Origin of the sequence: Xanthomonas sp. DAR 34887 (assembly GCF_041245805.1) — a bacterium.
Taxonomy (GTDB): domain Bacteria; phylum Pseudomonadota; class Gammaproteobacteria; order Xanthomonadales; family Xanthomonadaceae; genus Xanthomonas_A; species Xanthomonas_A tesorieronis.
On the sequence record NZ_CP162490.1, the window covers coordinates 766,944 to 792,448 of the forward strand.

A 25,505-nucleotide genomic window follows, 5' to 3' on the forward strand; every position below is an offset into this window, starting at 1 on the left:
TCCTGTAGGAGCGGCTTCAGCCGCGACAGGAGAACGAAGTGGCCGTGATGCCAAGGCGTCCATGAAAAACACGGCCGCAACCCTACCGAGTCTACGACCAATGCGTCTTTACCCATCGCATCTCGTCCGTCTCGATGCCGGAACCTGCGGGCGCGTCGGCGTCTCGCAAGTGCATCGACATGCTCTTGGGGGGTATTAGAGGTCCCCTTCAGTCGCGACGCGGCGTTGTCGAGGGAGTCTGTCGCGGCTGAAGCCGCTCCTACATGGGGGTTTGCGCCATGCCGGTCCGAGCGCATTGCAGGAAGGGCGGCAGCGGTGCTCATGCGGCCTACGCGTTGCGTTGTGCCATCCAGCTTCAATCGCGGCAGCCGCATCGTACTGATCGAGCACGTCGGCCCGGATCCGCGATCGCCGCTGCGCGGCAGCGTGGGGCCGGAGTGCATCCGCGAGGCGCGGGCCGTGCGCGAGATCGGCGGCACGCTGGAGGCCGGCCATGTGATCGCCTCGGCCGGCTGCGATCGCGGCCCGACCGACCAGAAGCTGTTCGTCGCCGGTTTCGCCTGGTGACGTTCGCGCGCGCGGCGCGAACGCGCCGATGGGCGTGTCACTCGCGGTCTTCGTCCTCTTCCTCGTCCTCCGCATCGCCAAGCCCGGGTGCATCGGCATCCACCGGCTCCAGCAAGGTGTAGTCGTTGCGATCGCGGCGCTGGTAGGCCGACGACACCGGATAGGCCAATAGCGGCGGTTGCGGCGCGCGTGCCAGGAATGCGGCAGGGAACAACCGTGGTCCGCGCAGCCAGCTGCGCCAGCGGTCGCCGCTCAGGAAAATCGGTCCGTCCGCGGTCAGCGGCGCCGGAATCGCGGCGTTGGCATGGGTCAGCACGCTGAAGCTGAGCAGCGCCGGTTCGTCGCGATCCCAGCGTTCCCACAGCCCGGCCGCCAGCAGCACCTCGCCCTGCGCATGGTGGATGTAATAGGGCTGTGCCGGTTTGCGGCTGCGATCCCACTTGTAGTACCCGGACAGCGGGATCACACAATGCTGGCTCTTCCACGGCGCGGCGAAGATGCGGCTGCGCGCGGCGCGCTCCAGCCGTGCGGTGACGGTGGTGTAGGGCGTGTCCGGGGTCTTCGACCAGCGCGGCACGATGCCCCACTGCATGCGCTCCACCTGCGCGACGCCATCGCGACAGACGATGGTGCTGGCGACATCGCCCTTGCCCAGGTTGTAGTGGTCCGGCTGCGCAGCCAGCGCGGCGCGCAGCGTCTCGTCCAACTGCGCGGGCAGGGTGTCCTCGATGCCGAAGGCCTGTACGAACCGTCTCATGGGTCTCTCGCGTTGCGTGTCGGCAGCTTAGTGCGCACGACGGGAAAGCGCGGGTGAAGGAATGATCGGACATGCCGCGCGACGCGTGTGGCGCGCCCCCCGGTTGCACGTTCGCCGATTCTTCATCCGTTCTTCCCGCGCGCGCTCGCATATTTCTCGCCGCATCTCCACGATCGCACAGCGCGCGTGGCACAGGAAAAGGAGACGATCGCTCATGTTCTGGAAACGCAATGGCCTGTCGCTGGTGTTGTTGGGACTGACGCTGCTGTTCATGGCCGGCCAGGCGCTCAGCGGCCACCTGGCCTACAACGACGAACTGCGCCAGCAGGGCCTGGCGCCGCTGATGTTCTGGGAGTATCTGCACAGCGGGCATTTCATCGGTGCGTTGTTCGAGAACTGGGAAAGCGAATTCCTGCAGATGGGCATGTATGTGGTGCTGACGGTGAAGCTGCGGCAATGGGGCTCGGCCGAATCGCGGCCGTTGTCGCCCGAGCAGGAAGACGACAGCGTCGCGCCCGGCCCGCCGCCATGGCCGGTGCGCGCCGGGGGCATCTGGCTGCAGCTGTACGAACGCTCGCTGGCTCTGGCGTTCGGCCTGCTGTTTTTGACCAGTTTCGTGCTGCATGCGCTGGGCAGTTGGCGGCACGAGCTGGCCGAACGGGCGATGCAACGGCTACCGGCCATTTCGTTTTTCGAGCACGTGACCGGCGCGCAGTTCTGGTTCGAATCGATGCAGAACTGGCAGAGCGAGTTCCTGGCCGTGTTCGCCCTGGTGGTGCTGACCATCTGGCTGCGGCAGAAGGATTCGCCGCAGTCCAAGCCGGTGCATGCGCCGCACTCGCAGACCGGCGACTGACTGGACCGCTGCCCAGGAGCGGGTCATGCCGACAATCGCGCCCTTCGCCTATCTCGCCTATCTGCTGTGGCTCGGCGCCGGCCTGGGCGATTTCCTGCTGCACCGGCGCAGCCATCTGCCTGTCACGTCCGGCTTGCGCGAATCGCTGCTGCATCATCTGCAGTTGCTGTGCATCGGCCTGGCCACGCTGGGGTGGCTGAGCCTGCAGCCGAGCCTGGCGCAGCTTTGCGTGCTGGCGCTGCTGGTGGTCGTGCACGCCTTGGTCGGCTACTGGGATACCCGCGCGGCCTATGGCGTGCGCGCAATCGGGCCGCTGGAGCAGCACGTGCACAGCGTGCTGGACATGGCGCCATGGATAGGATTGGGCTGGGTCGCCAGCCACGATGCGAGTACTGCCACGCAGGCCGGGTGGGTGTTGGCGTGGCGCGTGCCGTCACTGCCGTTGCCGCTCTGGGTGGCGGTGCTGGTGCCCGCCGCGGCGATGACCGTACTGCCGGCGCTTGCGGAAACGCTGGCCTGCCTGCGGGTGCGGGCGCAGCGCAAGAATCCGCGTCGCGCCTGAAAAAGATTGCAGCGGCGAAGGTATTCGCCGCTGCGGATCTTGCCGTTACAGGGCAATGTTGCCCTTGGTGGAACCGGCGCCCGGACCGGCGCCGAGATCGGCGCCAGTGGTCGGATCGCTGTCCTGCTGCGACATGGTGCGTGCCGCCAACGCCTGCAGCGCGCCTTCTTCGGCCGGGCTTAGGCCGACGCTCGGCACGCCGCTGCCGCCATCCACCGCCACCTGGCGGTTGCGGTCGGATACCTTCTGCCACTGGCTGCCGCTGTTCCACGGGCCGTTGATGTCGCCATCGCCCTGCGACATGTCGTAGAACGTGTCGGTGAACATCGGATCGCCCGGCAGCTTGCCCGGCGGGAAGTTCGGCTCGATCGCGTACAAGGCCTTCTCGAACGACTTCTGGTGCGCCACCTCGCGGGTCATCAGGAACTTCAAGGCATCGACGATGCCCGGATCGTCGGTGACGTTGATCAGGCGCTCGTAGACGATCTTGGCGCGCGCCTCGGCCGCGATGTTGGAGCGCAGGTCAGCGGTGGGTTCGCCGATGGAATCCACATAGGCCGCGCTCCACGGCACACCGCTGGAATTCACCAGGGCCGGGCCGCCGCCGTACAGAATCTGCTGGGTCTGGCTGGTGTTGTTGTTCCTGGTCAGGTTGCGCATCTCCTCGGCCTCGACCATGCCTTCGGACAACACCGCCTTGGGACCCTGGTTGAGCATGGCGATGATTGAGCCGATGATTTCCAGGTGGCTCAGCTCTTCGGTGGCGATGTCGTAGAGCAGGTCCTTGCGTCCCGGATCGACCTCGCCGATGGCCTGGGTGAAATAGCGCATGGCCGCAGCCAGCTCGCCCTGCGGGCCGCCGAATTGCTCCAGCATCAGCGAGGCCAGCGCCGGATCCGGTTGCGCGACGCGCACCGTGTACATCAGCCGTTTGTTGTGCATGAACATCGAATGTCTCCTGGAGTACCGCCCACGGCAAAGCCACGACGGCGAACGATCGGGCGTCGTGGCCAGTGGGGGTGTCTGGGGTATAAAAGCCGCGGCGCCGGCATCGGCGCCGCGGTCGTGCGGTCAGGCCGCCTTGCGCTTCTGCGCGGCCTCTTGGTTGCCGCCCTGTTCGGCGAGCATGGTCAGCTTCTCGTCGGTGGACTTTTCCTCTTCCAGCGTTTCCAGCAGCAGCTCGAGCGCCTCGGTCTTGCCGAGTTGCTTGGCCATAGCGGCGAGCGTGCCGTAGGACGCGATCTCGTAGTGTTCGACCTTTTGCGCGCCGCCGATCAGCGCGGCATCGCGCACCGGGCCGGCCTCGATCGATTCGATCACTTCCTTGCCTTCCTCGACCAGCCCTTCCATCGCCGCGCACTTGATGCGCTTCAGGCGCAGATCGAGTTTTTCCACGATCTGGTCGATGCGTTCGATCTGGCCCTGGGTTTCTTCCAGATGCGCTTCGAACGCCGCACGCAGGGCCGGATTGGTGGAGGCGCGGGCCAGTTTCGGCAGCGCCTTGGTCAGTTGCTTCTCCGCGCTGTAGATATCGGAAAGTTCGTGCAGGAACAGTTCGTCGATGGTCTTGATCGCCATGGCGATGGTCTCCGTAGTTGGGTCATGGGATGTTGCAGGTGAAGCGTGCGGACTAGCGCTTGGCGGTCTGGCCCTCGGTCCGCTCGCGTTTCAGGAAGGCCAGGATCGTGGCCTCCTGGTGTTCGATCAGCCACTCGGCCATGGCGATTTCCTGGTCGAGAATGGCCGCGCAGATCTCGGCGATCTGGGTCTGGCCGGCCTCCTTGGCGGCAATGACCAGCGCGCGATAGCTGGCGATCTCCATGTGCTCGAAGGCGTAGCTGACACCGAGGCTCTTGGCCACTTCGTCGCTCATCATCGAATTGCCGGCGGCATGCACCGTGGCCATCGCGCTGGCGACGGCGCCCTTGATGGTCGGCAGCGAACCGTCGAGCAGCTCGATGCAGCGCTTCACCTGGTCGGATTGGTCGCGGGTCTCGGCGATGTGCTGCTCGATCCGCGCCTTCAGTTCTGGATAGTGCTCCAGGCGCCCGGCGGTGGCGGTCAGCATCGTGTTCGCCTCCTGCTCCATCGCATAGGCGTCCTGCAGCCATTTCAGCAAACGCTCGGGATTGCTACGCGTCATGAACTTCCTCCATAAAATGTGGATCTCGATAGCGCACTTGTAGGGTGCGCCGCGTACTGCTGTTTTTCCCCTTGGAAGCCAAGGTAGACAGCTGCCTGTTAGGAGGGATGCAATGAAGGGTGAAAGCCGTGCGACGAATGTTCGCGTTTACGCTGCTTTGAAGACGCTGAATGCGGCAACGTGTTGCGCGTTGCTCGGACAAGTGGCGACCGCGCGTTCACGGCAACCGCGCGAGGCTCGTGCACGCCATCCCGACAGGAGACCCACGTGCCGAAATTCGATCACGCCGACTGGCCGCAACGTCTATGGCTGGTGCGGCATGGACAGAGCGCGGGCAACGTCGCCCGCGATATCGCCGAAGCGTCCGGGCAGGACCTGATCGACATCGCCACTCGCGATGCGGACACGCCGCTGTCCGCGCTGGGTCTGCAGCAATCGCAGCAACTCGGACAATGGTTCGCTGCGTTGCCGGCCACGGCGCGGCCTGACGTTTTGCTGACCTCGCCGTTCCTGCGCGCGCAGCAGACCTGCGCGGAAATCGGCACGGCGCTGCAGATCCCGCCGACGGCGCAGCTGCTGGACGAGCGCCTGCGCGAGAAGGAGTTCGGCATCCTGGACCGCTATACCCGGCATGGCATCGTCAGCCGTTTTCCGGAACTGGCCGAACAGCGCGCGTCGGTCGGCAAGTTCTATTTCCGCCCGCCGGGCGGCGAAAGCTGGTGCGACGTGATCCTGCGCCTGCGCAGCGTGGTCGAGGAATTGCGCCGCGATCACGCCGGCGAGCGCGTGGTGATCGTCGCGCATCAGGTCATCGTCAACTGCATGCGCTATCTGCTCGAGCATTTCGACGAGGCGGCGATCCTGGAGATCGACCGGCGCGGCGACGTCCCCAACTGCAGCGTCACCGAATACGGCTTCGGCGACGTCGAGGGCGCGCCGCGCTTCGGCCTGATCCAGGCCAACGCGGTGCCGTTCGAGGTGCCGGTGACCACTGCGGCCGACCAGCCGGGAGGGCCGCGGTGACCCAGGCGCGCGCGATCCCGGTGACCGCGACGCTGCTGCGTCGCTGGCCGTTGCCCAGCGCGGCGGGCGTCGCCGGCAAGGAGCAACGCGGGCGCGTGCTGGTGATCGGCGGCAGCTGCGAAATTCCTGGCGCGGCGTTGCTGGCGGCGGAAGCGGCATTGCGCGCCGGCGCCGGCAAGCTGCAGGTGGCCACCGCGCGCCCCGTGGCCACGGCGATGGCGATCGCCCTGCCCGAGGCGCGCGTAGTGGCGCTGCCGGTCGGCGCCGATGGCGAATTGCGCATCGGCGGGCAGCCGCTGCAGCGCGATGCCGCGCGCGCCGACGCAGTGCTGATCGGACCCGGCATGCGCGCGCGGCCTGCGCTGCGCAAACAGATCGCGCGCGTGCTGGCGTCCACGCGTTGCGGCGTGGTGCTCGATGCCGGTGCCTTGGTCGATACCCGCGGCATGACCGATCCGGGGCGCGTCGTGCTGACCCCGCACCATGGCGAGATGGCGGCGTTGAGCGGCATGCCGATCGAACGCATCGCCGCAGACCCTGCGGCCATCGCGCTGCGTCACGCGCGCCACAGCGGCGCGGTGGTGGTGCTGAAGTCGGCGACCACGGTGATCGCCGCGCCCGACGGCGCGCACTGGGTGCATCGCGGCGGCAGCGCCAGCCTGGGCACCTCCGGTTCCGGCGATGTGCTGGCCGGCATCATCTGCGGCCTGCAGGCGCGCGGCGCCAGCAGCACGCAGGCCGCGGTGTGGGGCGTGCATCTGCACGCGCGCGCCGGCGCACTGCTGGCGCGCCAGATCGGTCCGCTGGGACCGCTGGCGCGCGAGATCGCGGCGCAGATTCCCGGCCTGCTCGCGGCCAACTGAGCCAACCGCAGCGCGACCCACGACAAACGGCGCCGAGAGAAACCTCAGCGCCGCCGCAACCTCACCGCGTTCGGATTCGGGGTTGCGAATCCCCAATCCCGAATTCCAAATCCCGGCCTACAACGTCACCGCACCGCCGGCGATGGTCAGCAACGTCCCGGAGGTATAGCTGGACGTATCGGATGCCAGCAGCACATAGGCCGAGGCCAGTTCCACCGGCTGCCCGGGGCGGCCGAACGGCGTCTGCGTGCCGAACTCCTTCAGCGATTCTTCGTCCATGCCGGCAGGAATGAACGGCGTCCAGATCGGACCGGGCAACACCGCGTTGACCCGGATCTTCTTGTCCGCGAGCAGCCCGGCCAGGCCGATGGTCATGTTCGCCACCGCACCCTTGGTGGTGGAGTAGGGCAGGATGTTGGGCGTCGGCTTCTTCGAATTGACCGACGCGGTGTTGATGATCGAACCGCCCTCCGGCATGTGCGGCACCGCCAGGCGCACCAGGTTGAAGGTCGCATGCACGTTGGTGGCGAAGGTCTTTTCCCACTCGTCCAGGGTGATCTCGTCGAAGCTGTGGAAATAGCGCTGGTAAGCGGCGTTGTTGACCAGCACGTCGAGCCCGCCGAAGGCGCCGGTCACGGTCTCGATCAAGGCTTGCGCCTGCGCGCGGTCGCTGATGTCGCAGGGCTGCAGCAACACGCGTACGCCGGCCGCCTCGAGCAACTTGCCGATGCGTTCGGCGTCGTGCTGTTCGCTGGGCAGGTAGGCGATGGCCACGTCGGCGCCTTCGCGGGCGTAGGCGATCGCCACCGCCGCACCGATGCCGCTGTCGCCGCCGGTGATCAGCGTGCGTTTGCCCTGCAGCAGCCCGTGGCCGACATAGCTGTCCTCGCCATGGTCCGGCTTCGGGTCCATCTTGTCGGTCAGTCCGGGAAACGACTGCTGCTGCGGCTTGAATGGAGGGAAGGGATAGTTCGGAACGGCCATGGGGCGTGCCTCGTAGTGGGGTGACCCTGCGAGGGTGCGCAAACGCTGGTAAACGTACGGCCAAGATCCTGTTGGCGGCGTGTGAGCCGCAGGCGCGATCCAGTTCATGCACGCGCACTCGCACGACGGCGAACAGGTGCGCCGTTACGTATCGCGGAAATCGGTGCCTGGAGCCGCCAGCGCGGCGGCCGCGTGTCGGCGTGCCGGCAACCGGCGCGCCGCTCAGCCGGCGGCGATGGTGCGCGAACCGAGGATGATCATGCGCAGCATCGCGCTGATCTGGCGGATCAGTTCCGGATCCTTTTCCGGCGGCAGGTCCATCGCGGTGGCGCCCATCGCGAACACCAGCCGGGTGATCGCCTTGGACACCAGCGCCGGTTCGTGCAGCGGCGCGCCGTCGCGCGCGGCCAGGCGGATCAGGTCCACGCGCAGCTCTTCCTCGAAGTAATTCAGCTCGCGGTCCACCGCGTGCTTGAACGCGTCCGAACCCACCGTGCCTTCGCGCAGCAGCACGTGCAGCAGCTTGTCGTCGGCGCGCAGCTGCTCCATGAAGGTTTCCACCGAACTGAGGATGACGCTGCGGTGGCTGCCGGCCGCGCGCTGTCGCGCCTGGCCGATGATGGTGCGCAGCGAACTGCCGGCCAGGTCGATCAGCGCCACCGCCAGTTCGTCCATGTCGCGGAACTGGCGATAGAAGCTGTTCGGGGCGATGCCGGCTTCGCGGGTCACTTCGCGCAGGCTCAGCGTAGACACGCTGCGGTGCGGCCCGATCAGCTTCAACGCCGCCGCCAGCAGGTCTTCGCGCGAGATCGCGCTCTTGCGCGCGGGCAGCGCGTCCTCGGACAGGGGCAGGGGAACGATGGAAGTCATGGGCGCACGGGGCGGGACAAGGCCGCGATCATACGCCCTTGGTGAATATACAACTGTATAGACATCTGTATCTGCGCCTGTATAGTGGTCGCCATGAACGCTGCCCGCCGTCCTGCCTCCGCCCGCTCCGCCACCCGCGCCCTGCGCGCCTGGGTACAGCCGGAGGTGTTCGATTTCTGGTCCACCCGGATCCATCCGCTGTGGACCTGGCAGCGCCCGCGCGCGCGCCTGCTGCAGCGCGAGCGCGCCAGCAGCGACGCGGTCACCCTGATCCTCAAGGCCAACCGCCATTGGCGCGGCCTGCGCGCCGGCCAGCACGTGCAGCTGGGCGTGGAGATCGACGGACGCCGCCTGACCCGCAGCTACAGCCCCACGCCGTTGCCGGACGGGCGCCTGGCGATCACGGTCAAGACGATCGACGGCGGCCGCGTCAGCCAGTACCTGGCCACCACCGCGCGGGTCGGCGAGGTGTTCGAACTGGGCCAGGCGTTCGGCGACATGGTGCTGCCCGTCGCGCCGCAGGGCCGCTGGCTGCTGCTGGCCGCCGGCAGCGGCATCACCCCGATGCGCGCGCTGCTGCGGCAGCTGGCCGACGCCGGCATGCCCGCCGACGTGGACCTGATCTATTGGGCGCGGCGCAGCGACCAGCTGTGCTTCGTCGAGGAACTGCAGGCGCTGGCCGCCGCGCACCCGCGGTTCCGCCTGCAGCTGGCGGTCACCGGCGAAGGCGCCGCGCCGGCGCCGCGCGTGGACACGCTGCCGCTGGCGCACCTGGCCGGGCTGGACCAGGCGCAGGTGCTGGCCTGCGGCCCCGGCGGTTTCGTGCAGGCCGCGCGTGCCCGCCTGGAGGGCACTGTCGCGCGCTTCCAGGCCGAGGCGTTCAGCACGCCGCTGCTGGCCGACGCCGAACACGGCACCGTCGCGGTGACGCTGGCGCGCAGCGGCCGGGTGCTGCAGCTGCCGCGCGGGCAATCGCTGCTCACCGCGCTGGAAGCCGAAGGCCTGCGCCCGAAGCACGGTTGCCGCATGGGCATCTGCAACAGCTGCGCCTGCGGCAAGCAATCCGGCGCGACCCGCGACCTGCTCACCGGCGCGCACGCCACCGAACCGGGTGCGATGCTGAAGCTGTGCATCAACAGCGCCAGCAGCGACCTGATCCTGGACCTTTGAAGGACTTTCCCATGGCTGCTCCCCGCAACCGCGCACTGACCCCGGCCGAACTGCAGGCTTTCGGCGACGAACTCGACGCGCTGCGCGTGCGCACCGTCGCCACCCTGGGCGCGGCCGACGCGCGCTACATCCGCCGCATCGTCGCCGCGGTGCGCTACACCGGGCTGGCCGGGCGCGCGCTGCTGTTCCTGGGCGCGTTCGTGCACAGCGTGCTGTGGCCGGCGTGGATCGCCGGCGTGGCGCTGCTGACCCTGTCCAAGATCCTGGAGAACATGGAGCTGGGCCACAACGTGATGCATGGCCAGTACGACTGGATGGGCGATGCGCAGCTCAACGGTAACACCTACGAGTGGGACATCGTCGCCACCGGCGACAACTGGCGCAAGACCCACAACTTCAAGCACCACACCTACACCAACGTGCGCGGCATGGACGACGACATCGGCTACGGCCTGCTGCGCATCTTCCCCGAGCAGCGCTGGCGCCCGTTCTACCTGATGCAGCCGTTCATCGCGGTGGTGTTCGCACTGCTGTTCGAATGGGGCGTGGCGATCCAGGACCTGCGCCTGGGCCGCTGGTTCGCCGGCAAGATGAAGCGCGGCGAGCTGCGCCGCACGTTCCTGCCGGTCGGCCGCAAGATGGGCCGGCAGATCCTGAAGGATTACGTGATCTTCCCGGCGCTGGCCGGTCCGTTCTTCCTGACCGTGCTGCTGGGCAACCTCGCCGCCAACGTGCTGCGCAGCATCTGGACCTTCGTCATCATCTTCTGCGGCCACTTCACCGCCGATGCGGAGACGTTCCCGAAGGAATCGATCAAGGGCGAGTCGCGCGGGCACTGGTATCTGCGCCAGCTGCGCGGTTCTTCCAACCTGGCCGGCGGCAAGCTGTTGAACGTGCTGTCGGGCAACCTGAGCCACCAGATCGAGCACCACTTCTTCCCGGACGTGCCGGCCAACCGCTACGCGGCGCTGGCGGTGGAAGTGAAGCAGATCTGCGCGCGCTACGGCCAGCACTACAACACCGGCTCGCTGCCGCGCCAGTTCGGCCAGGTGATGTGGCGGATCGTGCGCCACGCCTTCCCGAGCCGGCCGCGTCCGGTGCGCCAGCTGCAACCGCAGGCGGCGCAGCAGATGGGCTGAGCGCCGGCCGAGATCCAGCGACGCGAACACAACGACAGGCGGGTTTCCCGCCTGTTTTTTTATGCGCTGCACCATGGTCGCGCCTTCCACGCATTGCTCACGCGCCGCCGCCGATCATCCGCGGTGCCCGCGCATCACGCCTGGTGCGCAGGTCCATCGACTGCGCGAGGTATGCGATGAAAGCTGCAAACCTGTTCAATGCCGTCGCCAAGAAAGCGTCGTACGCGGCCGGCACGCCGTGGACGTTCTGCATCGCGCTCGGCATCGTGGTGCTGTGGGGCGCCAGCGGCCCGGTATTCGGTTTCAACGACACCTGGCAATTGGTGATCAACACCGGCACCACCATCATCACCTTCCTGATGGTGTTCCTGATCCAGCACACCCAGAACGCCGACACCGCGGCGATGCAGATCAAGCTCGACGAGCTGATCCGGGTGACCGCCAAGGCCAACGACGAGCTGCTCAATCTGGAGGAAATGGACGAGAAGCGACTGGAGCAGATCCGCAAGCAATACGAAGCGCTGGCGAGCAAGGCCAGCGAAGCGCTGCGCGCGCGCAATGCGCGGCGCGGCGGCCCGGATGCCCAGGACGACGCGCCCAGGATTGGCGGTGGTGACGACGAGGATCAGTGACGCAGCCGCCGCCGGTGGCCTTCCTGCATGAACGGCGACGCGGCGACGCGGCGGCCGCGACAGTTGCGGCCACTGACCGGCGAGGCACACGTGCATTCCGTGTGGCCTGCAATCGCTGGCGCGCGGAAGGTCCGGTTTGCTAGAAGCGAGGCAACCGGCGCCTCAGGTCGCCGCCGGACCAGCACGCAACCCGGCGACGTTCTCGCCGCGCGGTGCATCGGTGACCGACACCACGTCGCCGTGGGGAGGCGTGAATGCGCCATCGTCCGGTTCGGCGCGGAACGCGCGATCCTGCGAAAACACTGCGGTACGCGGCTGCTGCGCTCCGCGGCGACGATAGGCGGTGACGACCGCGACCGCGGTCCCGGCGACCGCCAATTTCCAGAGTAATCCGCTCATGTTCGGCTCCCGTGCGTTAGGAGCCCAGATCGTCGGCAACGGCCGGTTAGCGTTGCGTGGATGCCGGGCGAGGGCAGCGTGCACCCGCCTCGTGTGTCTGAAGGCGATGCACCAGCCGGACCGGCATCCAAGCGGGCGTCGCTCGGATCGGGACTCGGCCCCTGATGCGTCGGCGCCGCGCTGCGCCGCTCGCATCGCCTTCATCGCCCCTTGTAGCGACGCTAACGCACGCCGGCCCAGGCTGGGTCGCAAGCCGTGTCGCGGCACGGCATCCGATCATCGAGGAGATTTCTCATGCGCGATCACGATTCCCGCCGCCCTTCCGTTCCCCTGGGCGACCACGACATCCGTCAGGCAGGCTATCGCGGCGATACCGCCGATGTTTCCGAGGACACGGGCGTGCCCCGCGGGCGCGAACGCGATATCCCGTCGCGGACCGCATCGCGGCAGGATGCGGGTCTGCCGGACGCGGCCGACGCCGATCCAGGCGCCGATCGCAGCGGCCGGACCCAGCCCAACTTCGGCCAGGCCGGCACCTATGCCGCCACCGGCGAGCACGCCGGCGGCGCGCACGGCAGGGCCGCGACCGGTGGCTACCATGAGGACGCTAGCGGCGAGGATGGCGGGCGCAACGGTGGCAATGCGGATCGCGGCAAGAGCTGAGTGGCGCGGCGTCCGGTCCGAAGCCAGTCCACAGTGTCGAACTGGCATCGCGGCAGCACGCTCGTGTAACGGATCGCGTGCCAGCATCGGCGCTTCTTTTTACGGAGCCGCCCATGTCCAAGCCGACCATCGCCCGTCTGCTCGCCGAGACCCTGCACAGCGCCGGCGTCGAGCGCATCTGGGGCGTCACCGGCGACAGCCTCAATGGGCTGACCGACGCGCTGCGGCAGATGGACAGCATCGAGTGGATGCATGTGCGCCACGAAGAGGTGGCCGCGTTCGCCGCGGGTGCCGAGGCCGCGCTGACCGGCAAGCTTGCGGTCTGCGCCGGCAGCTGCGGGCCAGGCAACCTGCACCTGATCAACGGCCTTTTCGATTGCCACCGCAGCCATCAGCCGGTGCTGGCGATCGCCGCGCATATCCCTTCTTCAGAGATCGGCCTGGGCTACTTCCAGGAAACCCATCCGCAGGAACTGTTCCGCGAGTGCAGCCACTACGTCGAACTGGTTACCAATCCGGCGCAGATGCCGGAGGTGCTGCACCGGGCGATGCGTACCGCGATCCTGAAACAGGGCGTGGCGGTGGTGGTGATTCCCGGCGACGTGGCGCTGCAGGAGCTGCCCAAGGGGACGTCGAGCGCCTGGCCGGCGCTGGCGCCGCCGCGGATCCTGCCGGCCGACGCCGACGTGGAACGCCTGGCCGAGCTGCTGCGGGCGAGTGAGGCCACCACCCTGCTGTGCGGCAGTGGCTGCGCCGGCGCGCACGACGAACTGGTGGCGCTGGCCGACCTGCTCGGCGCGCCGATCGTGCACGCGCTGCGCGGCAAGGAACACGTGGAATGGGACAACCCGTTCGACGTCGGCATGACCGGCCTGATCGGTTTCAGTTCCGGCTATCAGGCCATGCTCAACTGCGACACGCTGCTGATGCTCGGCACCGATTTCCCGTACCGCCAGTTCTATCCGAAGGACGCGGCGATCGTGCAGGTCGATCGCGACCCGGCTGCGCTGGGCCGGCGCACGCCGCTGCAGCTGGGCATCGCCGCCGACGTGCGCGAGACCATCGCCGCTTTGCTGCCGAAACTGCAGCGGCGCGAGCAGCGCGGCTTCCTTGAAAAATCGCTGGCGCACTACCGCAAGGCGCGCGAAGGCCTCGACGACCTGGCGGTGGCCGCAGCGCCCGGCGAGCCGCTGCACCCGCAGTTCGTGACCCGGATGATCGATGCGCTGGCCGACGAGGACGCGATCTTCAGTTGCGACGTCGGCACGCCCACGGTGTGGGCGGCGCGCTACCTGACCATGAACGGCAAGCGCCGCCTGCTCGGCTCGTTCAACCATGGCTCGATGGCCAACGCGATGCCACAGGCGCTGGGCGCGCAGGCGCAGTTCCCGCGGCGGCAGGTGATCTCGCTGTCCGGCGACGGCGGCTTCACCATGCTGATGGGCGACTTCATTTCCCTGGCGCAGCTCGGCCTGCCGGTGAAGGTGGTGGTCTACAACAACGCCTCGCTCGGTTTCGTGGCGATGGAGATGAAGTCGGCGGGATACCTGGACACCGGCACCGACCTGAGCAATCCGGACTTCGCGGCGATGAGCAACGCGATGGGCATCCTCGGATTGCGCGTGGAGGAGTCGGCGCAACTGGAGCCGGCGCTGCGGCAGGCTTTCGCGCACCCGGGGCCGGCGCTGGTCGATGTGCGCGTGGCCACCCAGGAACTGGTGATCCCACCGGCGATCAAGCTGGAGCAGGCCAAGGGCATGGGCCTGTACCTGTTGCGCGCGGTGATGAGCGGGCGCGGCGACGAGGTGGTCGAACTGGTCAAGACCAACCTGCGCTGAGCGATGAACGGCAATAGCGCGCCACGCCGTTGCGGCGCGGCGCGCTGCTACATTTTTATCTTTCGCGTGCCCGGTGGACCATGCCCCGTTCGCTGTTGCGGCAACTGCTGCTGATCTGGATCGTCATCCTTGCCGCGTGCGTGGGCATGGCGGCGGTGCTGTTCGGCCTGTACCGGCACAGCGAGGGCGTGCGCGTCGGCGAAGCGCAGGCGCGCCTGCAGGGCGAATGCACGCGCATCGTGCAGCGCTACAACGGTGCCAGCGCCGCCGCGCGCGGCAGCGACGGCGCCGGCCTGGCCGCGGTGGTGCTGCAGCTGGTACTGGCCGACGCCGCGGGCGTGGAGGGCGGAGTCTGGGAACGGCAGCGCGGCTTCGTCGCCTACGCCTATCCCACCTACGACGGCAGCGACCACAAGACCGACGTGCCGACCGCCGAACGCAACGTCATCGTCGCCACCGCGCAACGCGGCGTCGCCAACCAGCAGGCGGTGCATTACCGCCGCGATGGCCAGCGCGAAACGCTGCTGATCGCGGCCTGCCCGCTGGATCGCAGCACCGCGGCGTGGACGATGACCCGAGTCGCGGCCACCGGCGAGGCCTCGGCCAGTCGCCCGCTGGCGGTGGGGGTGGCGTTGATCCTGGCGCTGGTGGTGGTGTCGGCGGTGGTGCTGGGCTGGGTGGTGCGGCGTTGGAGCCAGCGCTTGCACGGCATCCAGCAGGCCCTGGCGACGCCGGCGGAGGTGCCGGCGATTCCGGCGACCGGCGCGCCGGAACTGGACCGCCTCGGCGCGGCGGTCACCGACTATGCGCAGCGCAGCGCGCAGGCCCTGGCCGAGGCGCGCCGCCTCGGCCAGGAACTGTCGCGGCACGAACGGCTGGCCGCGCTCGGGCGCATGACCGCGACCGTGGCCCACGAGATCCGCAACCCGATCGCGACCTTGCGCCTGGCCCTGGAAAACCAGATCGCCGCCGGCCAGGGCGGTTTCGACGAAGCGCAGGCGCAACTGATGCTGGCGCAGATCCAGCGCCTGGACGGCGTGGTCGAAAGCCTGCTGGGCATGGTCCAGCCGATCCGCCTGCAACGCGAGACGGTGGCATTGCAGCCGTGGTTGCAGGCGCTGCTGGATCCGGCCGACGGGGAGTCGCTGGCGCCACCGATTGCACTGCAGCTGGCGCAGGCGCCGCGCGCATGGACGCTGGATCCGCAGCAGGCGGCGCGGGCCTTGCACAACCTGCTGCGCAACGCGCAGCAGCACGCCACGCCCGGCACCGCGGTGACGCTGACGGTCGAGGCCGGCGCCGATCTGCTGCGGCTGACCGTGGCCAACCAAGGGCCGCCGGTGCCCGCGCCGGTGGCCGCGCACCTGTTCGAACCGTTCGCCAGCGGCCGCAGCGACGGCAATGGCCTGGGCCTGGCGCTGGTGCGCGAGATCGCCCGCGCGCACGGCGGCGAGGTGCGCTATCTGCACCACGATGGCATCACCTCCTTCATCCTGGAATTGCCATGGCGCGCATCCTGATCGTCGACGACGACACCGCCTTCCTGAGCACGCTGCAGGCCACGCTGCGCTCGTTCGGCCACGAGGTGATCGCCGCCGCCGATGGGCAGGCCGGACTGGAACGCTTGCGCGCCGGCGGCATCGACCTGGCCTTCGTCGATTTCCGCATGCCCGGCATGGACGGTATCGCCTTGATGCGCGCGCGCCAGGACGATGCGCAGGCCGCCGCGGTGCCGCTGGTGATGCTCACCGCCTACGCCTCCAGCAGCAACACCATCGAGGCGATGAAACTCGGTGCGTTCGATCACCTGGTCAAGCCGGTGGGCCGCGCCGACATCGTCGCGGTGGTGGAGCGCGCGCTGCAGGCGCATGCCGGCGGCGCTGGCAGTGCGGCACCGCCGCCGGCGCCGGCCGAAGAAGCCGGCGCGTTGCTCGGCCACAGCGCGGCGATGCGCACCGTGCACAAGCGCATCGGCCTGGCCGCGGCCTCGGACCTGCCGGTGCTGGTCAGCGGCGAGACCGGCACCGGCAAGGAATTGGTGGCGCGCGCGCTGCATCGCGCCAGCGCGCGTGCCGGTGCGGCGTTCGTGGCGGTCAACTGCGCGGCGATCCCGACCGAGCTGATGGAAAGCGAACTGTTCGGCTACCGCAAGGGCGCGTTTTCCGGCGCCGTCGCCGATCGTCCAGGACTGATCCGCGAAGCCGACGGCGGCACCCTGTTCCTGGACGAGATCGGCGACATGCCGTTGCCCATGCAGGCCAAGCTGCTGCGGTTCCTGCAGGAGGGCGAGGTGTCGCCGCTAGGCGGGCGCGGCGCGCAGAAGGTGGACGTGCGCGTGGTCGCCGCCACCCATCGCGAACTGGCGCAGCTGGTCGCCGACGGCCGCTTCCGCAGCGACCTGCGCTACCGCCTCAACGTGGTGCCGATCGAACTGCCGCCACTGCGCGAGCGCGGCGACGACATCGTGCTGCTGGCCCAGCATTTCCTCGAGGAGGGCGCCACTACGGCGCGCACGCTGTCGGCGGCGGCGCAGGCGCGGCTGCGCGCCTATCCTTGGCCGGGCAACGTGCGCGAGCTGCGCAATGCGATGCAGCGGTGCCAGGTGCTGGTGCGCACGCCGACGATCGAGGCGCACGACCTGGACGAGCTGTTGGCCGGCGATGCCGCGACGGCACCCGCCGAGGCGCCGGCGCTGACCCTGCCCGAGGCGATCGCGCAACTGGAGCAACAGATGATCCAGGCGGCACTGACCCAGGCGCAGGGCAATCGCGCCGAGGCCGCCCGCCGGCTCGGCATCCATCGCCAGCTGCTGTATCGCAAGCTCGACGATTACGGGCTGGGCTAGGGCGTGCCCCGCCGTTGGATCGCGCCGCGCTTGCGCAGACACCGGACAACGAAAACGCGGCGAAGGCGCGCCTGCCCCACGCGCCGCCGCTGGACCAGGCTCATCCAAGCGCCAGACGCAGCGCCACCGCCACCAACGGATAAAAAGACCGCACCAGCAACGCCGCCGTTGTAGGAGCGGCTTCAGCCGCGACACACACTACCCGTAGCCCTACAAGCCAACGGCCGAGCACACCAGCGCGTCCCATTTACGCAGCGATAGGCAGGCGAACGAAGAGCCAGGTGTCCCGCTGCCGACACCGCAACTGTCCGCAAAGCGGACGACAGTGGATGAAGCGCAGACACCCGTCGTGGCTCCCTCCAAGCATTACTTGTTTTAAATCAAGTAGTTGAAAGTTGGCACGGATACTGCGGTGACCTCTGCACAGGCGGACCCCTTGCCGCCCTGGAGAACTTCCGATGATCCGTCGCAGCGCACTCGCTTTCTCGCTGGCCATCGCCACCGCCACTGCTGCCGCGCAGGTGCCGGCGCCTCCCGCGGCCCCGCCTGCCGCGGCGGCCGGCATCGCGCCGCCGCCCGCACCGCCGGCGCCCCCTGCGCCTCCCGCGCCTCCCGCGGCGATCGCCGCCGCGCCGGTCACTGTCGAAGGCACGATCGACCGCTTCATGCTCAATCCCAACGGCGAGGTCGACGGGCTGTGGCTGCGCGACGGCACCCAGGTCGGCTTCCCGCCGCACCTGTCGGCCGAACTGCAGGCCGCGGTGCGCCGCGGCGATGCGGTGACCGTGCAGGGCTATCGCCTGGGCACGCTGCCGCTGCTGCAGGCCAGCACGATCAGCGCGCGCCGCAGCGGCAAGCAGGTGGTGGACCGCCCGCCGAACCCGCTGGCCGGTCCGCCCGCACCGCCGGCCCCGCCTGCGTTGAATCAGATGCAGGCCGAAGGCCGCATCGAACGCCTGGTCTATGGTCCGCGCGGCGACACCGCCGGCGTGTTGCTCAGCGACGGCACTGTGGTGCGGATGCCGCCGCATGTGGCCGTGCAGTACGGCACGCTGTTGCGCGTCGGCGCGCCGCTGAGCGTCAGCGGTTTCGGCGTGGCGACCGCGGCCGGCCGCTCGCTCGAGGCGACCCAGCTCGGCCGCGACCGTGCCTCGCAGCGCACCCTGTTCGCGCCGCCCGCACCGCCGGCCGCACCGGCCGCGCCGCCGCCGCCGGGCGGTCCCGCTACGCCTGCCGCACCGCCGGTGCCGCCGCCGGCGCCGCGCTGATCCGCCTGCCCGTGTGACCCCGGCGCCCGCTGCCTGCCGCGGCGGGCGCCGCGACCGGCGCTGCCGGTTCCCCCCACCTTCATTGGAGTAACGCCATGCATTGGGTCGATCCCGATTACCTGCCGGAAACCCGCGGCACGCTCGCCCGCTTCCTGCTCAATCCCAAGGCCGAGGTCGATGGCCTGCTGCTCGACGACGGCACCGAGGTGCACACCGCGCCGCATCTGTCGGCGCAATTGCTGAAAACGCTCAAGCCGGGCATCGCGCTCGGCGTGCGCGGACTCAAGCCCTACGGCGTGGACATGCTGGTCGCGCTGGCGATCGATCCCGACGGCGGCAAACGCATCGCCGATCGCGGGCCGCATGGACCGCACGCCGAGCACAAGCCGGGCAAGAAGCCGGAGAAATCCGCGAAACCCGAGAAGCACGAAAAGCCCGAAAAACCGGCCAGAATCCAGCACAGCGGGGTCGTCGCGCGGCTGTTGCACGGACCGCACGGGCAGGTGCACGGCGCGCTGCTCGAAGACGACAGCACCGTGCGCTTCCCGCCGCACGCCGCCGCGCCCCTGGCCAAATGGCTGACGGTGGGCAAGCCGCTGGCGGTGGAGGGCCACGCGCTGGTCTCGCCGTACGGCACGGTGATCCATGCGCAGGCGCTGGGCGCGAAAGCGTCGGCGTTGCAGCCGATCGCGCCCAAGCCGCATCCGCCCAAGCCGCACGACGCCGACAAGCCCAAGCCGAAGCCCAAACCCAAGCACTGAACCGGGCGAGAGGCGGTCGCGGTGACGCGGCCGCCCCTGCGCCGCGTATCGTTTCGCGTCCGTCGCGGTGTCTGCGATGGCGCTCTCAGGATCCCGCCATGTCGTTCTTTCGCTGTGCGCCTCGCTATGGCTTTCCGTTTCCGTCCGCCCGCCTGGCGGTGCGGCGATGAGCGCGCGGCCGGCCGCCGCGCCTGGCGCCCGTCCGCGCGGCACGCGCGCGCTGGAAGCGCTGAACTTCACCCTGGCCGATGTGCAGGACGGGCTCGGTCCGTTCCTGAGCGTGTTCCTGCAATCCAAGGGCTGGTCGCTGGGGGCGATCGGCTCGGTGATGAGCATCGGCGGCATCGCCGGCATGCTCGCCACCACGCCGGGCGGCGCGCTGGTCGATGCGACCAAACGCAAGCGCAGCATCGTGGTGGTCGGCTGCACGCTGATCCTGCTGGCCTCGGCACTGCTGTGGTGGTCGCCGAACTTCGCCGGCGTGGTGACCGCGCAGGTGATGACCGCGCTCGCTGCCGCGGCGCTGGGTCCGGCATTGTCGGGCATCACCCTGGGGCTGGTGCGGCAGGCAGGGTTCGATCACCAGATCGCACGCAACCAGGTCGGCAGCCACGCCGGCAACGTGGTCGCGGCGGCGCTGGCCGGCCTGCTAGGCTGGAAATTCGGCTTCGGCGCGGTGTTCGTGCTGACCGGGTGCTTCGGCGTGCTGGCGATCGCCTCGGTGCTGCTGATTCCGCGCGATGCGATCGACCATCGCGCCGCGCGCGGCTTGGCCGAGAGCGGCGCGCACGGTGCCGACCACGCCAGTGGCTGGTCCGTCCTGCTGACCTGCAAGCCGTTGCTGGTGTTGGCCCTGGCGCTGGCGCTGTTCCACCTGGGCAACGCGGCGATGCTGCCGCTGTACGGCATGGCCGTGGTCGCCGCGCACCAGGGCGATCCCAGTGCGCTGACCGCGACCACGATCATCGTCGCGCAGGCGACGATGGTGGTGGCCTCGCTGCTGGCGATGCGCCTGATCCGCGTGCGCGGGCATTGGTGGGTGATGCTGCTGACCTTCCTCGCGCTGCCGCTGCGCGGCCTGATCGCGGCCAGCCTGATCCACGCCTGGGGCGTGTTTCCGGTACAGATCCTCGACGGCGTCGGTGCCGGCCTGCAGAGCGTGGTAGTGCCGGCGTTGGTGGCGCGGTTGCTGCAGGGCACCGGCCGGGTCAACGTCGGCCAGGGCGCGGTGATGACGGTGCAGGGCATCGGCGCGGCGCTGAGTCCGGCGCTGGGTGGCTGGATCGCGCAGGACTTCGGTTACCGCACCGCGTTCCTGCTGCTCGGCGGCATCTCGCTGCTGTCGCTGGCGCTGTGGGTGGGGTTCCGCAAGCAGTTGCTGCAGGTGGCCGGCGGGCCGGCGACCGCGGCCGCCGTGGCGCCAGTGCCGGCGTGACGCGCGGCCGCGATCGCGCTGCGCCGATCAGTCCAATGCCACACCCGCGACCACGTCGCAGGCGATGCCGGCAGCGGCCAGTTGCGTGGCCAGCTGCGCATGCGGCAACTGGCGGAACGCATCGCCCGGCTTCAGGCTGACCACGCGCTGCCCCGCCTGCACCTGTTCGATCAGCAAGGCCAGATGCGCATCGGCGTCGGCCGGCAGCGGCTGGCGCGTCGCATCGCGGCGCGCCAGGCTCAGCACCGCGGCGTCCACGGCCGGATCGCACAGCAGCAGATCGGCCTGGTTCAACGCACGCAGCGCCTTCAGCGTTAGCGCGCCGGGATCGCCGTTGCCGGTGCCGACCAGCCACACGCTGCCGCGGCGCGGCACCTCCTGCTCGCTGCGCTGCAGGGCGTCGTGGAACGCCTGTTCGGCCGCCTGCGTCTGCCCGCTCTGCAGCAGCACCTGCACCGGCCCTTCCAGCACCTGTTCGAACCAGCGCCGGCGCTGCGCCAGTTGCGGCAGGCGCGCGCGGATCGCCTCGCGGTGGCGCGCGAACAGCTGCGCCAGCTGCGCATAGGAATGGTCCAGCTCGCTCTCCCAGCGTTCGCGCAGGCGCCGCGCCAGCATCGGCGCCGCGCCGCTGGAGGAGATCGCCACCAGCAGCGGATCGCGGTCGATGATTGCCGGCACCTGGAACGTGGACAGCTCGGCATCGTCGACCACGTTGACCAGCTTGCGGCGCTGCCCGGCCTGCGCGGCGAGCTCGCGGTTGAAGGCGTTGTCGTCGGTGGCCGCGACCACCAGCCAGGCCTCGTCCAGCCATTGCGGATCGAACGCGCCATCGACCCGCTGCAGCCGGCCCTGCGCCAGCCACTGCGCCACTGTGGCGTTGAGCGCATGCGCGTACACCAGCACCTGCGCGCTGGCATGCAGCAGCGCCTCGATCTTGCGCATCGCCACCTCGCCGCCGCCGACCACCAGCACGCGGCGCCCGCCCAGATCGGCGAACAAGGGATACAGCGGCATGCGGACTCCTGCGGGGTGGGGACGGCTCGCGGCGGACGCGTGTTGCATGGCACCATGCGGCTCAGCCAACTTCCGTTAGCCAGGCCTGAATGCTGCGCGTCCTGCTGGTCAACGATACCGAAAAGCCGATCGGGCAGCTGCGCCAGGCGCTGCTCGACGCCGGCTACGAGGTGTTGGACGAGGTCGCGGCGGCTCCGGCGCTGCTCAAGGCGGTGTCCACCCAGCAGCCGGACGTGGTCATCATCGACGTCGATTCGCCTTCGCGCGACACGCTCGAGCAACTGGCGCTGATCCACCGCCAGGCGCCGCGCCCGGTGGTGATGTTCTCCGCCGACGGCGACGACCAACTGATCCGCGCCGCGGTGAGCGCCGGGGTCACCACCTACGTGGTCGACGGCCTGGCGCCGGCGCGGCTGGCGCCGATCGTGCAGGTGGCGCTGGCGCGCTTCGAACAGGAGGCGGGCATGCGCCGGCAACTGGACGAAGTGCAGGGCAAGCTGCGCGACCGCGAGCAGATCGACCGCGCCAAGCGCCTGCTGATGGACAAGCGCGGCATGAGCGAGAACGAGGCCTACGCCGCGCTGCGGCAGCAGGCGATGAAGCAAGGACTGAAGCTGGCCGAGGTCGCCCAGCGCATCCTCGCCATGGCCGACCTGCTGGGATGAGGAAGCGATGAGCGCACCACTGCACCCCGAACCGCGCACGCTGCGCCTGGGCTACCTGCCGCTGATCGACTGCGCGCCGCTGATCGCCGCGGTACGGCTGGGGCTGGACCGCCGCCACGGCCTGCGCCTGGACCTGCAGCGGCAGGCGTCGTGGGCGGCGGTACGCGACAAGTTGCTGTCCGGCGAACTGGACGCGGCGCACGCACTGGCCGGCCTGGTCTACGGCGTGGAATGCGGCATCGGCGGACCGCAGGCGGACATGGCGATCCTGCTCACCCTCAACCAGAACGGCCAGGCCATCACCCTGGCGCCGGCGCTGGCCGACGCACTGGCGCAAGGCACGCCGCTGCGCAGCGCACTGGCCGCGCTCGGGCGCCCGCCGGTGTTCGCGCAGACCTTCCCCACCGGCACCCACGCGATGTGGCTGTACTACTGGCTGGCGGCGCAGGGCGTGGACCCGATCGGCGATCTCCAGGTGGTGACCCTGCCGCCGCCGCAGATGCCCGACGCGCTGGCGCGCGGCGAACTGGACGGCTACTGCGCCGGCGAACCGTGGGCGGCGCAGGCCGAGGCGATGGGCGTGGGCCGGCGCGCGATCCGCAGCGGCGCACTGTGGCCTGGTCATCCGGAGAAAGTGTTGGCCTGCCGCCGCGCTTTCGCCGCACTGCAGCCGGAGCTGGCGACCGCGCTGACCGCCACGCTGCTCGAAGCCTGCCGCTGGCTCGACGATGCCGCGCATCGTCGCGAAGCGGTGGCGTGGCTGGCCGATCCCGACGTGATCGGCTTGCCGGACGAGCGCATCGCAGCGTGCCTGCTGCCGGGCGGCGCCGCCGATGACGGCGCCGATCCGCAGGGTCTGCGCTTCCATGCGGGCGGGATGGCGAACATGCCGTGGCTGTCGGACGGACGCTGGTTCCTGCAGCAGTTCCGGCGCTGGGGATGGTTGCCGGCGAGCGAAGCGGGGGCCGCGCAGGATGCGGCGCACGATGCGCAGATCGTGGCGCGGGTGCATCGGTTGGAGACGTACCGTGCGGCGGCTTCGCAGCTGGGGATCGCAGTGCCGGGGCGCGACGAGCGCGAGGATGGGTTGCCGGATTGGCAGGCTGGACGTGCGCCTGCTTAGTCACTGCGCTGGTCGGAGCGACGTAGCGTCGGCAGTCTCGGCGTAGGCACGTTCGACTTTTCAGAGGCGCTGGAGCAACCGCAGCGCTTCAAGGCGCTGCTCAAGACCGCCCGGGGACCACTGCAGCGGTCCATCGCCTGGTGACGAGCCCGGCGCCTTGGGGAACGCCGAACCTTGCCGCCGGCTGCTTCTGGTCCGCTAGGCGATTGCATCGGCTGGACGACCGCGTACGCAATGCCGAACCGACGGGCTGGTTTCTGGAGCGAGCGGGTCGGAATCCGCAGTCCGGCGCGGCATACTCCGTCGACGTCGCTTCGCCGCGCGACCGAACGCATGCTCGCCCATGGATGACGAATGGCCAATGCACTCATTGCCCTGATACTGATCGAGGGCGCTCTGCTGGTGGTATGGAACCGGACCTACTGGTCGTGGGGACTCCCGTTGTTCAGTCGGCGCATCGCGGTGCCGACCTCGGCGCTGCTGCATTTCCCTTTCGAGCGGCTGCAAGGCGAAGTCGCGGCGGAGAAGTGGCCCGCACTGGTGTTCCGTCCGCTGTCCAGGCGTGCATGGGCATTCCGCGAAAGCTTCGGTCTCCACTTCGGCTGGCGATACCCGCCGGTCATGCGCGGGCTGATCGTGATCGACTGCCAGCGCAGCGAACTCCGTGTGGTCGGCTTGTGCAGTTGGTCGGTGCTGTTCGCCATGGCGACCTCGTTCCTGGTCGTGGCGGTGAAGCCCGCTGCGGTGCTGACCGTCGCAGTGCTGCTCGGTGGGAGTTATCTCGTGCAGCGGCACAGATTCATGGCCGTCGAGTCGGCGGTGCGCAGGTTGATGATGCAGTCCCAGCCGCAACGTCTGTTCGCTCGCAGTGCTGGCGGGTCTGCGCAACGCTATTAGGCGCATTTGGAAGCGACTTCCGGCGGGGAGCGAACTTGCAAGCGTCGGGAGCGGCAGGGCGCAGTGTGTGTATGTCGGTCCATCCTGCAGTGCTACCGCGACGTGCGTTCCTTCTTCAGCCTCGCCTGCGACGTTTCGTCCCCCAGCGCTGCGGCGCGTTCCAGCAGCGCCAGCGCAATGGTGCGGTCGGCGTCGCCGCCGCGTTCCAAACGCATGAGCGCGGCGTTGTAGGCGGCGATGGCGCTGCCCTTGGCAGCGGCGCGTTCGAAGCCGGCCAGGGCCTTGTCCGGACACAGGAACATCACATTCCAGCCAGCCGCCGCCTGCGTCATCAGTTTGAGATCGGTGTCGGCGATATCGCCCTCCACGAACGTGGGCCAGCCCGCCACCAAGGGAACGAACAGGTCTGCGCCAGCGGGCAGGAAATAGGAGCCGGCACCTTCGCGCACGGTGTAGGCCTGCTGCGTGGTGCGGCGGGTGCCATTCTTGGAAAGCCACAGAAAGCCGTCTTCGCCCTGCACCGGTAGACCGTCCAACGCCTTGGATACGCGATCGGCCAGCGAAAGCACACCGGATCCGGGCGACACGCCGGTCCATGAAGCCACCAGTTCGACGCGCTGCACGTTTCCGTCGCGTTGCGCACGCACGACTGTGGCGACGTCCTCCGGGGTGAGAATGCGCCACTCGCCGTCGTACATGCGCCACGGACTGGCCTGCAGGCCAATGGTGAAAATCGCATCGGTATCCGGCACGGCTTCCATATAGTCGTAAAGCGCTTTGCCGGAATAGACGCAGTCGGTGGAGTTCTCCCTCGGCGAACAGGTGGTCACGCTGACTGCGCCCGACAGCGGCAGGTGGCTATCGCACGCCAACGCGGCGGGGCTGAGCAGGCACAGGGCGAACACGGCGCGTTTCATCTGAGTGCGAAGGATTGCGATGGGAAAAGGCAGCCTGCGGCTTCCTTCGCTTTCCGGCAAGCGGGATGTCCCGTGCGTCGTCTGCCTCACAGAGTTGCTTGCGCCGGAGCGAAG

The 25,505-nt window shown here is 69.1% G+C and carries 27 protein-coding genes; 18 read left to right on the forward strand and 9 right to left on the reverse strand.

The features are described 5' to 3' along the window. Positions 1–342 precede the first annotated feature (342 nt). Complete coding sequence (locus AB3X08_RS03345; protein WP_369936220.1) at positions 343–567, forward strand: hypothetical protein; 225 nt, start codon at positions 343–345, stop codon at positions 565–567. A 37-nt stretch (positions 568–604) separates the two neighbouring features. Here the strand turns inward: AB3X08_RS03345 and AB3X08_RS03350 are convergent, their stop codons facing one another. Beyond that, entirely contained in the window at positions 605–1,324 is a 720-nt protein-coding gene (locus tag AB3X08_RS03350; RefSeq protein ID WP_369936221.1) for an SOS response-associated peptidase, read from the reverse strand. A 214-nt stretch (positions 1,325–1,538) separates the two neighbouring features. On the opposite strand from AB3X08_RS03350, the gene AB3X08_RS03355 reads away from it, so the two are divergent. Then, positions 1,539–2,180, forward strand: a complete 642-nt coding sequence (locus tag AB3X08_RS03355) for a DUF6766 family protein (protein ID WP_369936222.1) — start codon at positions 1,539–1,541, stop codon at positions 2,178–2,180. Between the two features lie 25 nt (positions 2,181–2,205). Beyond that, positions 2,206–2,742: a hypothetical protein gene (locus AB3X08_RS03360; protein ID WP_369936223.1), complete on the forward strand. Its 537-nt coding sequence runs from the start codon at positions 2,206–2,208 to the stop codon at positions 2,740–2,742. Positions 2,743–2,787: 45 nt separating this feature from the next. Here AB3X08_RS03360 and AB3X08_RS03365 read toward each other — a convergent pair whose 3' ends face one another. The 3 genes from AB3X08_RS03365 to AB3X08_RS03375 all read right to left on the reverse strand — a co-directional run bounded on the left by AB3X08_RS03365 (position 2,788) and on the right by AB3X08_RS03375 (position 4,885). Beyond that, positions 2,788–3,690 (reverse strand): manganese catalase family protein, encoded by a 903-nt coding sequence (locus tag AB3X08_RS03365; RefSeq protein WP_369936225.1) that lies wholly within the window; start codon positions 3,688–3,690, stop codon positions 2,788–2,790. Between the two features lie 123 nt (positions 3,691–3,813). Continuing rightward, positions 3,814–4,320, reverse strand: a complete 507-nt coding sequence (locus AB3X08_RS03370) for a ferritin-like domain-containing protein (protein WP_369936227.1) — start codon at positions 4,318–4,320, stop codon at positions 3,814–3,816. 52 nt (positions 4,321–4,372) lie between these two features. Beyond that, positions 4,373–4,885, reverse strand: a complete 513-nt coding sequence (locus AB3X08_RS03375; protein ID WP_369936229.1) for a ferritin-like domain-containing protein — start codon at positions 4,883–4,885, stop codon at positions 4,373–4,375. Positions 4,886–5,152: 267 nt separating this feature from the next. Here AB3X08_RS03375 and AB3X08_RS03380 point away from each other — a divergent pair, with 267 nt between their 5' ends. Together AB3X08_RS03380 and AB3X08_RS03385 are read left to right on the forward strand one after the other, a co-directional pair. After that, positions 5,153–5,908, forward strand: coding sequence for a histidine phosphatase family protein (locus AB3X08_RS03380; RefSeq protein WP_369936231.1), 756 nt, complete (start codon positions 5,153–5,155; stop codon positions 5,906–5,908). Then, positions 5,905–6,771, forward strand: a complete 867-nt coding sequence (locus AB3X08_RS03385) for an NAD(P)H-hydrate dehydratase (RefSeq protein ID WP_369936232.1) — start codon at positions 5,905–5,907, stop codon at positions 6,769–6,771. The genes AB3X08_RS03380 and AB3X08_RS03385 overlap by 4 nt, the downstream gene beginning before the upstream one ends. Positions 6,772–6,888: 117 nt before the next feature. Here the strand turns inward: AB3X08_RS03385 and AB3X08_RS03390 are convergent, their stop codons facing one another. After that, complete coding sequence (locus AB3X08_RS03390; protein WP_184412230.1) at positions 6,889–7,755, reverse strand: SDR family oxidoreductase; 867 nt, start codon at positions 7,753–7,755, stop codon at positions 6,889–6,891. A gap of 222 nt (positions 7,756–7,977) precedes the next feature. After that, a complete protein-coding gene (gene fabR, locus AB3X08_RS03395) occupies positions 7,978–8,625 on the reverse strand; it encodes an HTH-type transcriptional repressor FabR (protein ID WP_369936234.1) in 648 nt (215 codons plus the stop codon). A 93-nt stretch (positions 8,626–8,718) separates the two neighbouring features. Between fabR and AB3X08_RS03400 the strand changes: the two genes are divergently transcribed. The 3 genes from AB3X08_RS03400 to AB3X08_RS03410 all read left to right on the forward strand — a co-directional run bounded on the left by AB3X08_RS03400 (position 8,719) and on the right by AB3X08_RS03410 (position 11,566). Next, a complete protein-coding gene (locus AB3X08_RS03400; protein ID WP_369936235.1) occupies positions 8,719–9,795 on the forward strand; it encodes a ferredoxin reductase in 1,077 nt (358 codons plus the stop codon). Between the two features lie 11 nt (positions 9,796–9,806). Continuing rightward, positions 9,807–10,934 (forward strand): fatty acid desaturase family protein, encoded by a 1,128-nt coding sequence (locus AB3X08_RS03405; RefSeq protein ID WP_369936237.1) that lies wholly within the window; start codon positions 9,807–9,809, stop codon positions 10,932–10,934. 176 nt (positions 10,935–11,110) lie between these two features. Then, positions 11,111–11,566, forward strand: coding sequence for a low affinity iron permease family protein (locus AB3X08_RS03410; protein ID WP_369936238.1), 456 nt, complete (start codon positions 11,111–11,113; stop codon positions 11,564–11,566). 162 nt (positions 11,567–11,728) lie between these two features. Here AB3X08_RS03410 and AB3X08_RS03415 read toward each other — a convergent pair whose 3' ends face one another. Then, positions 11,729–11,965 carry a hypothetical protein gene (locus AB3X08_RS03415; protein WP_369936239.1) on the reverse strand — a complete coding sequence of 79 codons (237 nt, stop codon included), beginning with the start codon at positions 11,963–11,965 and terminating at the stop codon, positions 11,729–11,731. 294 nt (positions 11,966–12,259) lie between these two features. Between AB3X08_RS03415 and AB3X08_RS03420 the strand changes: the two genes are divergently transcribed. The 7 genes from AB3X08_RS03420 to AB3X08_RS03450 all read left to right on the forward strand — a co-directional run bounded on the left by AB3X08_RS03420 (position 12,260) and on the right by AB3X08_RS03450 (position 20,775). After that, positions 12,260–12,628: a hypothetical protein gene (locus AB3X08_RS03420; RefSeq protein WP_369936241.1), complete on the forward strand. Its 369-nt coding sequence runs from the start codon at positions 12,260–12,262 to the stop codon at positions 12,626–12,628. Between the two features lie 128 nt (positions 12,629–12,756). After that, positions 12,757–14,466: a ubiquinone-dependent pyruvate dehydrogenase gene (poxB, locus tag AB3X08_RS03425; protein WP_369938398.1), complete on the forward strand. Its 1,710-nt coding sequence runs from the start codon at positions 12,757–12,759 to the stop codon at positions 14,464–14,466. 80 nt (positions 14,467–14,546) lie between these two features. Then, on the forward strand, positions 14,547–15,986 hold the full coding sequence (locus tag AB3X08_RS03430) for a PAS domain-containing sensor histidine kinase (protein ID WP_369936243.1): 1,440 nt from the start codon (positions 14,547–14,549) through the stop codon (positions 15,984–15,986). After that, positions 15,971–17,311 carry a sigma-54-dependent transcriptional regulator gene (locus tag AB3X08_RS03435; RefSeq protein ID WP_369936245.1) on the forward strand — a complete coding sequence of 447 codons (1,341 nt, stop codon included), beginning with the start codon at positions 15,971–15,973 and terminating at the stop codon, positions 17,309–17,311. The genes AB3X08_RS03430 and AB3X08_RS03435 overlap by 16 nt, the downstream gene beginning before the upstream one ends. A 458-nt stretch (positions 17,312–17,769) precedes the next feature. Continuing rightward, positions 17,770–18,579: a hypothetical protein gene (locus tag AB3X08_RS03440; protein WP_369936246.1), complete on the forward strand. Its 810-nt coding sequence runs from the start codon at positions 17,770–17,772 to the stop codon at positions 18,577–18,579. Positions 18,580–18,674: 95 nt separating this feature from the next. Further along, positions 18,675–19,340, forward strand: a complete 666-nt coding sequence (locus tag AB3X08_RS03445; protein WP_369936248.1) for a hypothetical protein — start codon at positions 18,675–18,677, stop codon at positions 19,338–19,340. A 166-nt stretch (positions 19,341–19,506) separates the two neighbouring features. Further along, positions 19,507–20,775 (forward strand): MFS transporter, encoded by a 1,269-nt coding sequence (locus AB3X08_RS03450; protein ID WP_369936250.1) that lies wholly within the window; start codon positions 19,507–19,509, stop codon positions 20,773–20,775. 27 nt (positions 20,776–20,802) lie between these two features. On the opposite strand, the gene AB3X08_RS03455 is transcribed toward AB3X08_RS03450, so the two are convergent. Continuing rightward, entirely contained in the window at positions 20,803–21,789 is a 987-nt protein-coding gene (locus AB3X08_RS03455) for an NAD(P)-dependent oxidoreductase (RefSeq protein ID WP_369936251.1), read from the reverse strand. 92 nt (positions 21,790–21,881) lie between these two features. On the opposite strand from AB3X08_RS03455, the gene AB3X08_RS03460 reads away from it, so the two are divergent. The 3 genes from AB3X08_RS03460 (at position 21,882) to AB3X08_RS03470 (ending at position 24,474) form a co-directional block, all read left to right on the forward strand. Then, positions 21,882–22,454, forward strand: a complete 573-nt coding sequence (locus AB3X08_RS03460; RefSeq protein ID WP_100225477.1) for an ANTAR domain-containing response regulator — start codon at positions 21,882–21,884, stop codon at positions 22,452–22,454. A gap of 7 nt (positions 22,455–22,461) precedes the next feature. Beyond that, the gene (locus tag AB3X08_RS03465; RefSeq protein ID WP_369936253.1) at positions 22,462–23,577 is read left to right on the forward strand and encodes a CmpA/NrtA family ABC transporter substrate-binding protein; all 1,116 of its coding nucleotides are present in this window, start codon (positions 22,462–22,464) and stop codon (positions 23,575–23,577) included. A 354-nt stretch (positions 23,578–23,931) separates the two neighbouring features. After that, a complete protein-coding gene (locus AB3X08_RS03470; RefSeq protein ID WP_369936255.1) occupies positions 23,932–24,474 on the forward strand; it encodes a hypothetical protein in 543 nt (180 codons plus the stop codon). A 92-nt stretch (positions 24,475–24,566) separates the two neighbouring features. Here the strand turns inward: AB3X08_RS03470 and AB3X08_RS03475 are convergent, their stop codons facing one another. Then, complete coding sequence (locus tag AB3X08_RS03475) at positions 24,567–25,391, reverse strand: hypothetical protein (RefSeq protein ID WP_369936256.1); 825 nt, start codon at positions 25,389–25,391, stop codon at positions 24,567–24,569. Between the last annotated feature and the right edge of the window lie 114 nt (positions 25,392–25,505).

What these genes read in the sequence shown, in the direction of transcription:
- AB3X08_RS03450 (WP_369936250.1), top strand. Translation starts at nt 19,507, where the DNA reads ATGAGCGCGCGGCCGGCCGCCGCGCCTGGCGCCCGTCCGCGCGGCACG.
- AB3X08_RS03350 (WP_369936221.1), bottom strand. Translation starts at nt 1,324, where the DNA reads ATGAGACGGTTCGTACAGGCCTTCGGCATCGAGGACACCCTGCCCGCG.
- AB3X08_RS03415 (WP_369936239.1), bottom strand. Translation starts at nt 11,965, where the DNA reads ATGAGCGGATTACTCTGGAAATTGGCGGTCGCCGGGACCGCGGTCGCG.
- AB3X08_RS03445 (WP_369936248.1), top strand. Translation starts at nt 18,675, where the DNA reads ATGCATTGGGTCGATCCCGATTACCTGCCGGAAACCCGCGGCACGCTC.
- AB3X08_RS03470 (WP_369936255.1), top strand. Translation starts at nt 23,932, where the DNA reads ATGGCCAATGCACTCATTGCCCTGATACTGATCGAGGGCGCTCTGCTG.
- AB3X08_RS03440 (WP_369936246.1), top strand. Translation starts at nt 17,770, where the DNA reads ATGATCCGTCGCAGCGCACTCGCTTTCTCGCTGGCCATCGCCACCGCC.
- AB3X08_RS03400 (WP_369936235.1), top strand. Translation starts at nt 8,719, where the DNA reads ATGAACGCTGCCCGCCGTCCTGCCTCCGCCCGCTCCGCCACCCGCGCC.
- AB3X08_RS03375 (WP_369936229.1), bottom strand. Translation starts at nt 4,885, where the DNA reads ATGACGCGTAGCAATCCCGAGCGTTTGCTGAAATGGCTGCAGGACGCC.
- AB3X08_RS03365 (WP_369936225.1), bottom strand. Translation starts at nt 3,690, where the DNA reads ATGTTCATGCACAACAAACGGCTGATGTACACGGTGCGCGTCGCGCAA.
- AB3X08_RS03475 (WP_369936256.1), bottom strand. Translation starts at nt 25,391, where the DNA reads ATGAAACGCGCCGTGTTCGCCCTGTGCCTGCTCAGCCCCGCCGCGTTG.
- AB3X08_RS03370 (WP_369936227.1), bottom strand. Translation starts at nt 4,320, where the DNA reads ATGGCGATCAAGACCATCGACGAACTGTTCCTGCACGAACTTTCCGAT.
- AB3X08_RS03410 (WP_369936238.1), top strand. Translation starts at nt 11,111, where the DNA reads ATGAAAGCTGCAAACCTGTTCAATGCCGTCGCCAAGAAAGCGTCGTAC.
- AB3X08_RS03435 (WP_369936245.1), top strand. Translation starts at nt 15,971, where the DNA reads ATGGCGCGCATCCTGATCGTCGACGACGACACCGCCTTCCTGAGCACG.
- AB3X08_RS03455 (WP_369936251.1), bottom strand. Translation starts at nt 21,789, where the DNA reads ATGCCGCTGTATCCCTTGTTCGCCGATCTGGGCGGGCGCCGCGTGCTG.
- AB3X08_RS03405 (WP_369936237.1), top strand. Translation starts at nt 9,807, where the DNA reads ATGGCTGCTCCCCGCAACCGCGCACTGACCCCGGCCGAACTGCAGGCT.
- AB3X08_RS03355 (WP_369936222.1), top strand. Translation starts at nt 1,539, where the DNA reads ATGTTCTGGAAACGCAATGGCCTGTCGCTGGTGTTGTTGGGACTGACG.
- AB3X08_RS03390 (WP_184412230.1), bottom strand. Translation starts at nt 7,755, where the DNA reads ATGGCCGTTCCGAACTATCCCTTCCCTCCATTCAAGCCGCAGCAGCAG.
- AB3X08_RS03360 (WP_369936223.1), top strand. Translation starts at nt 2,206, where the DNA reads ATGCCGACAATCGCGCCCTTCGCCTATCTCGCCTATCTGCTGTGGCTC.
- fabR (WP_369936234.1), bottom strand. Translation starts at nt 8,625, where the DNA reads ATGACTTCCATCGTTCCCCTGCCCCTGTCCGAGGACGCGCTGCCCGCG.
- AB3X08_RS03420 (WP_369936241.1), top strand. Translation starts at nt 12,260, where the DNA reads ATGCGCGATCACGATTCCCGCCGCCCTTCCGTTCCCCTGGGCGACCAC.
- AB3X08_RS03465 (WP_369936253.1), top strand. Translation starts at nt 22,462, where the DNA reads ATGAGCGCACCACTGCACCCCGAACCGCGCACGCTGCGCCTGGGCTAC.
- AB3X08_RS03430 (WP_369936243.1), top strand. Translation starts at nt 14,547, where the DNA reads ATGCCCCGTTCGCTGTTGCGGCAACTGCTGCTGATCTGGATCGTCATC.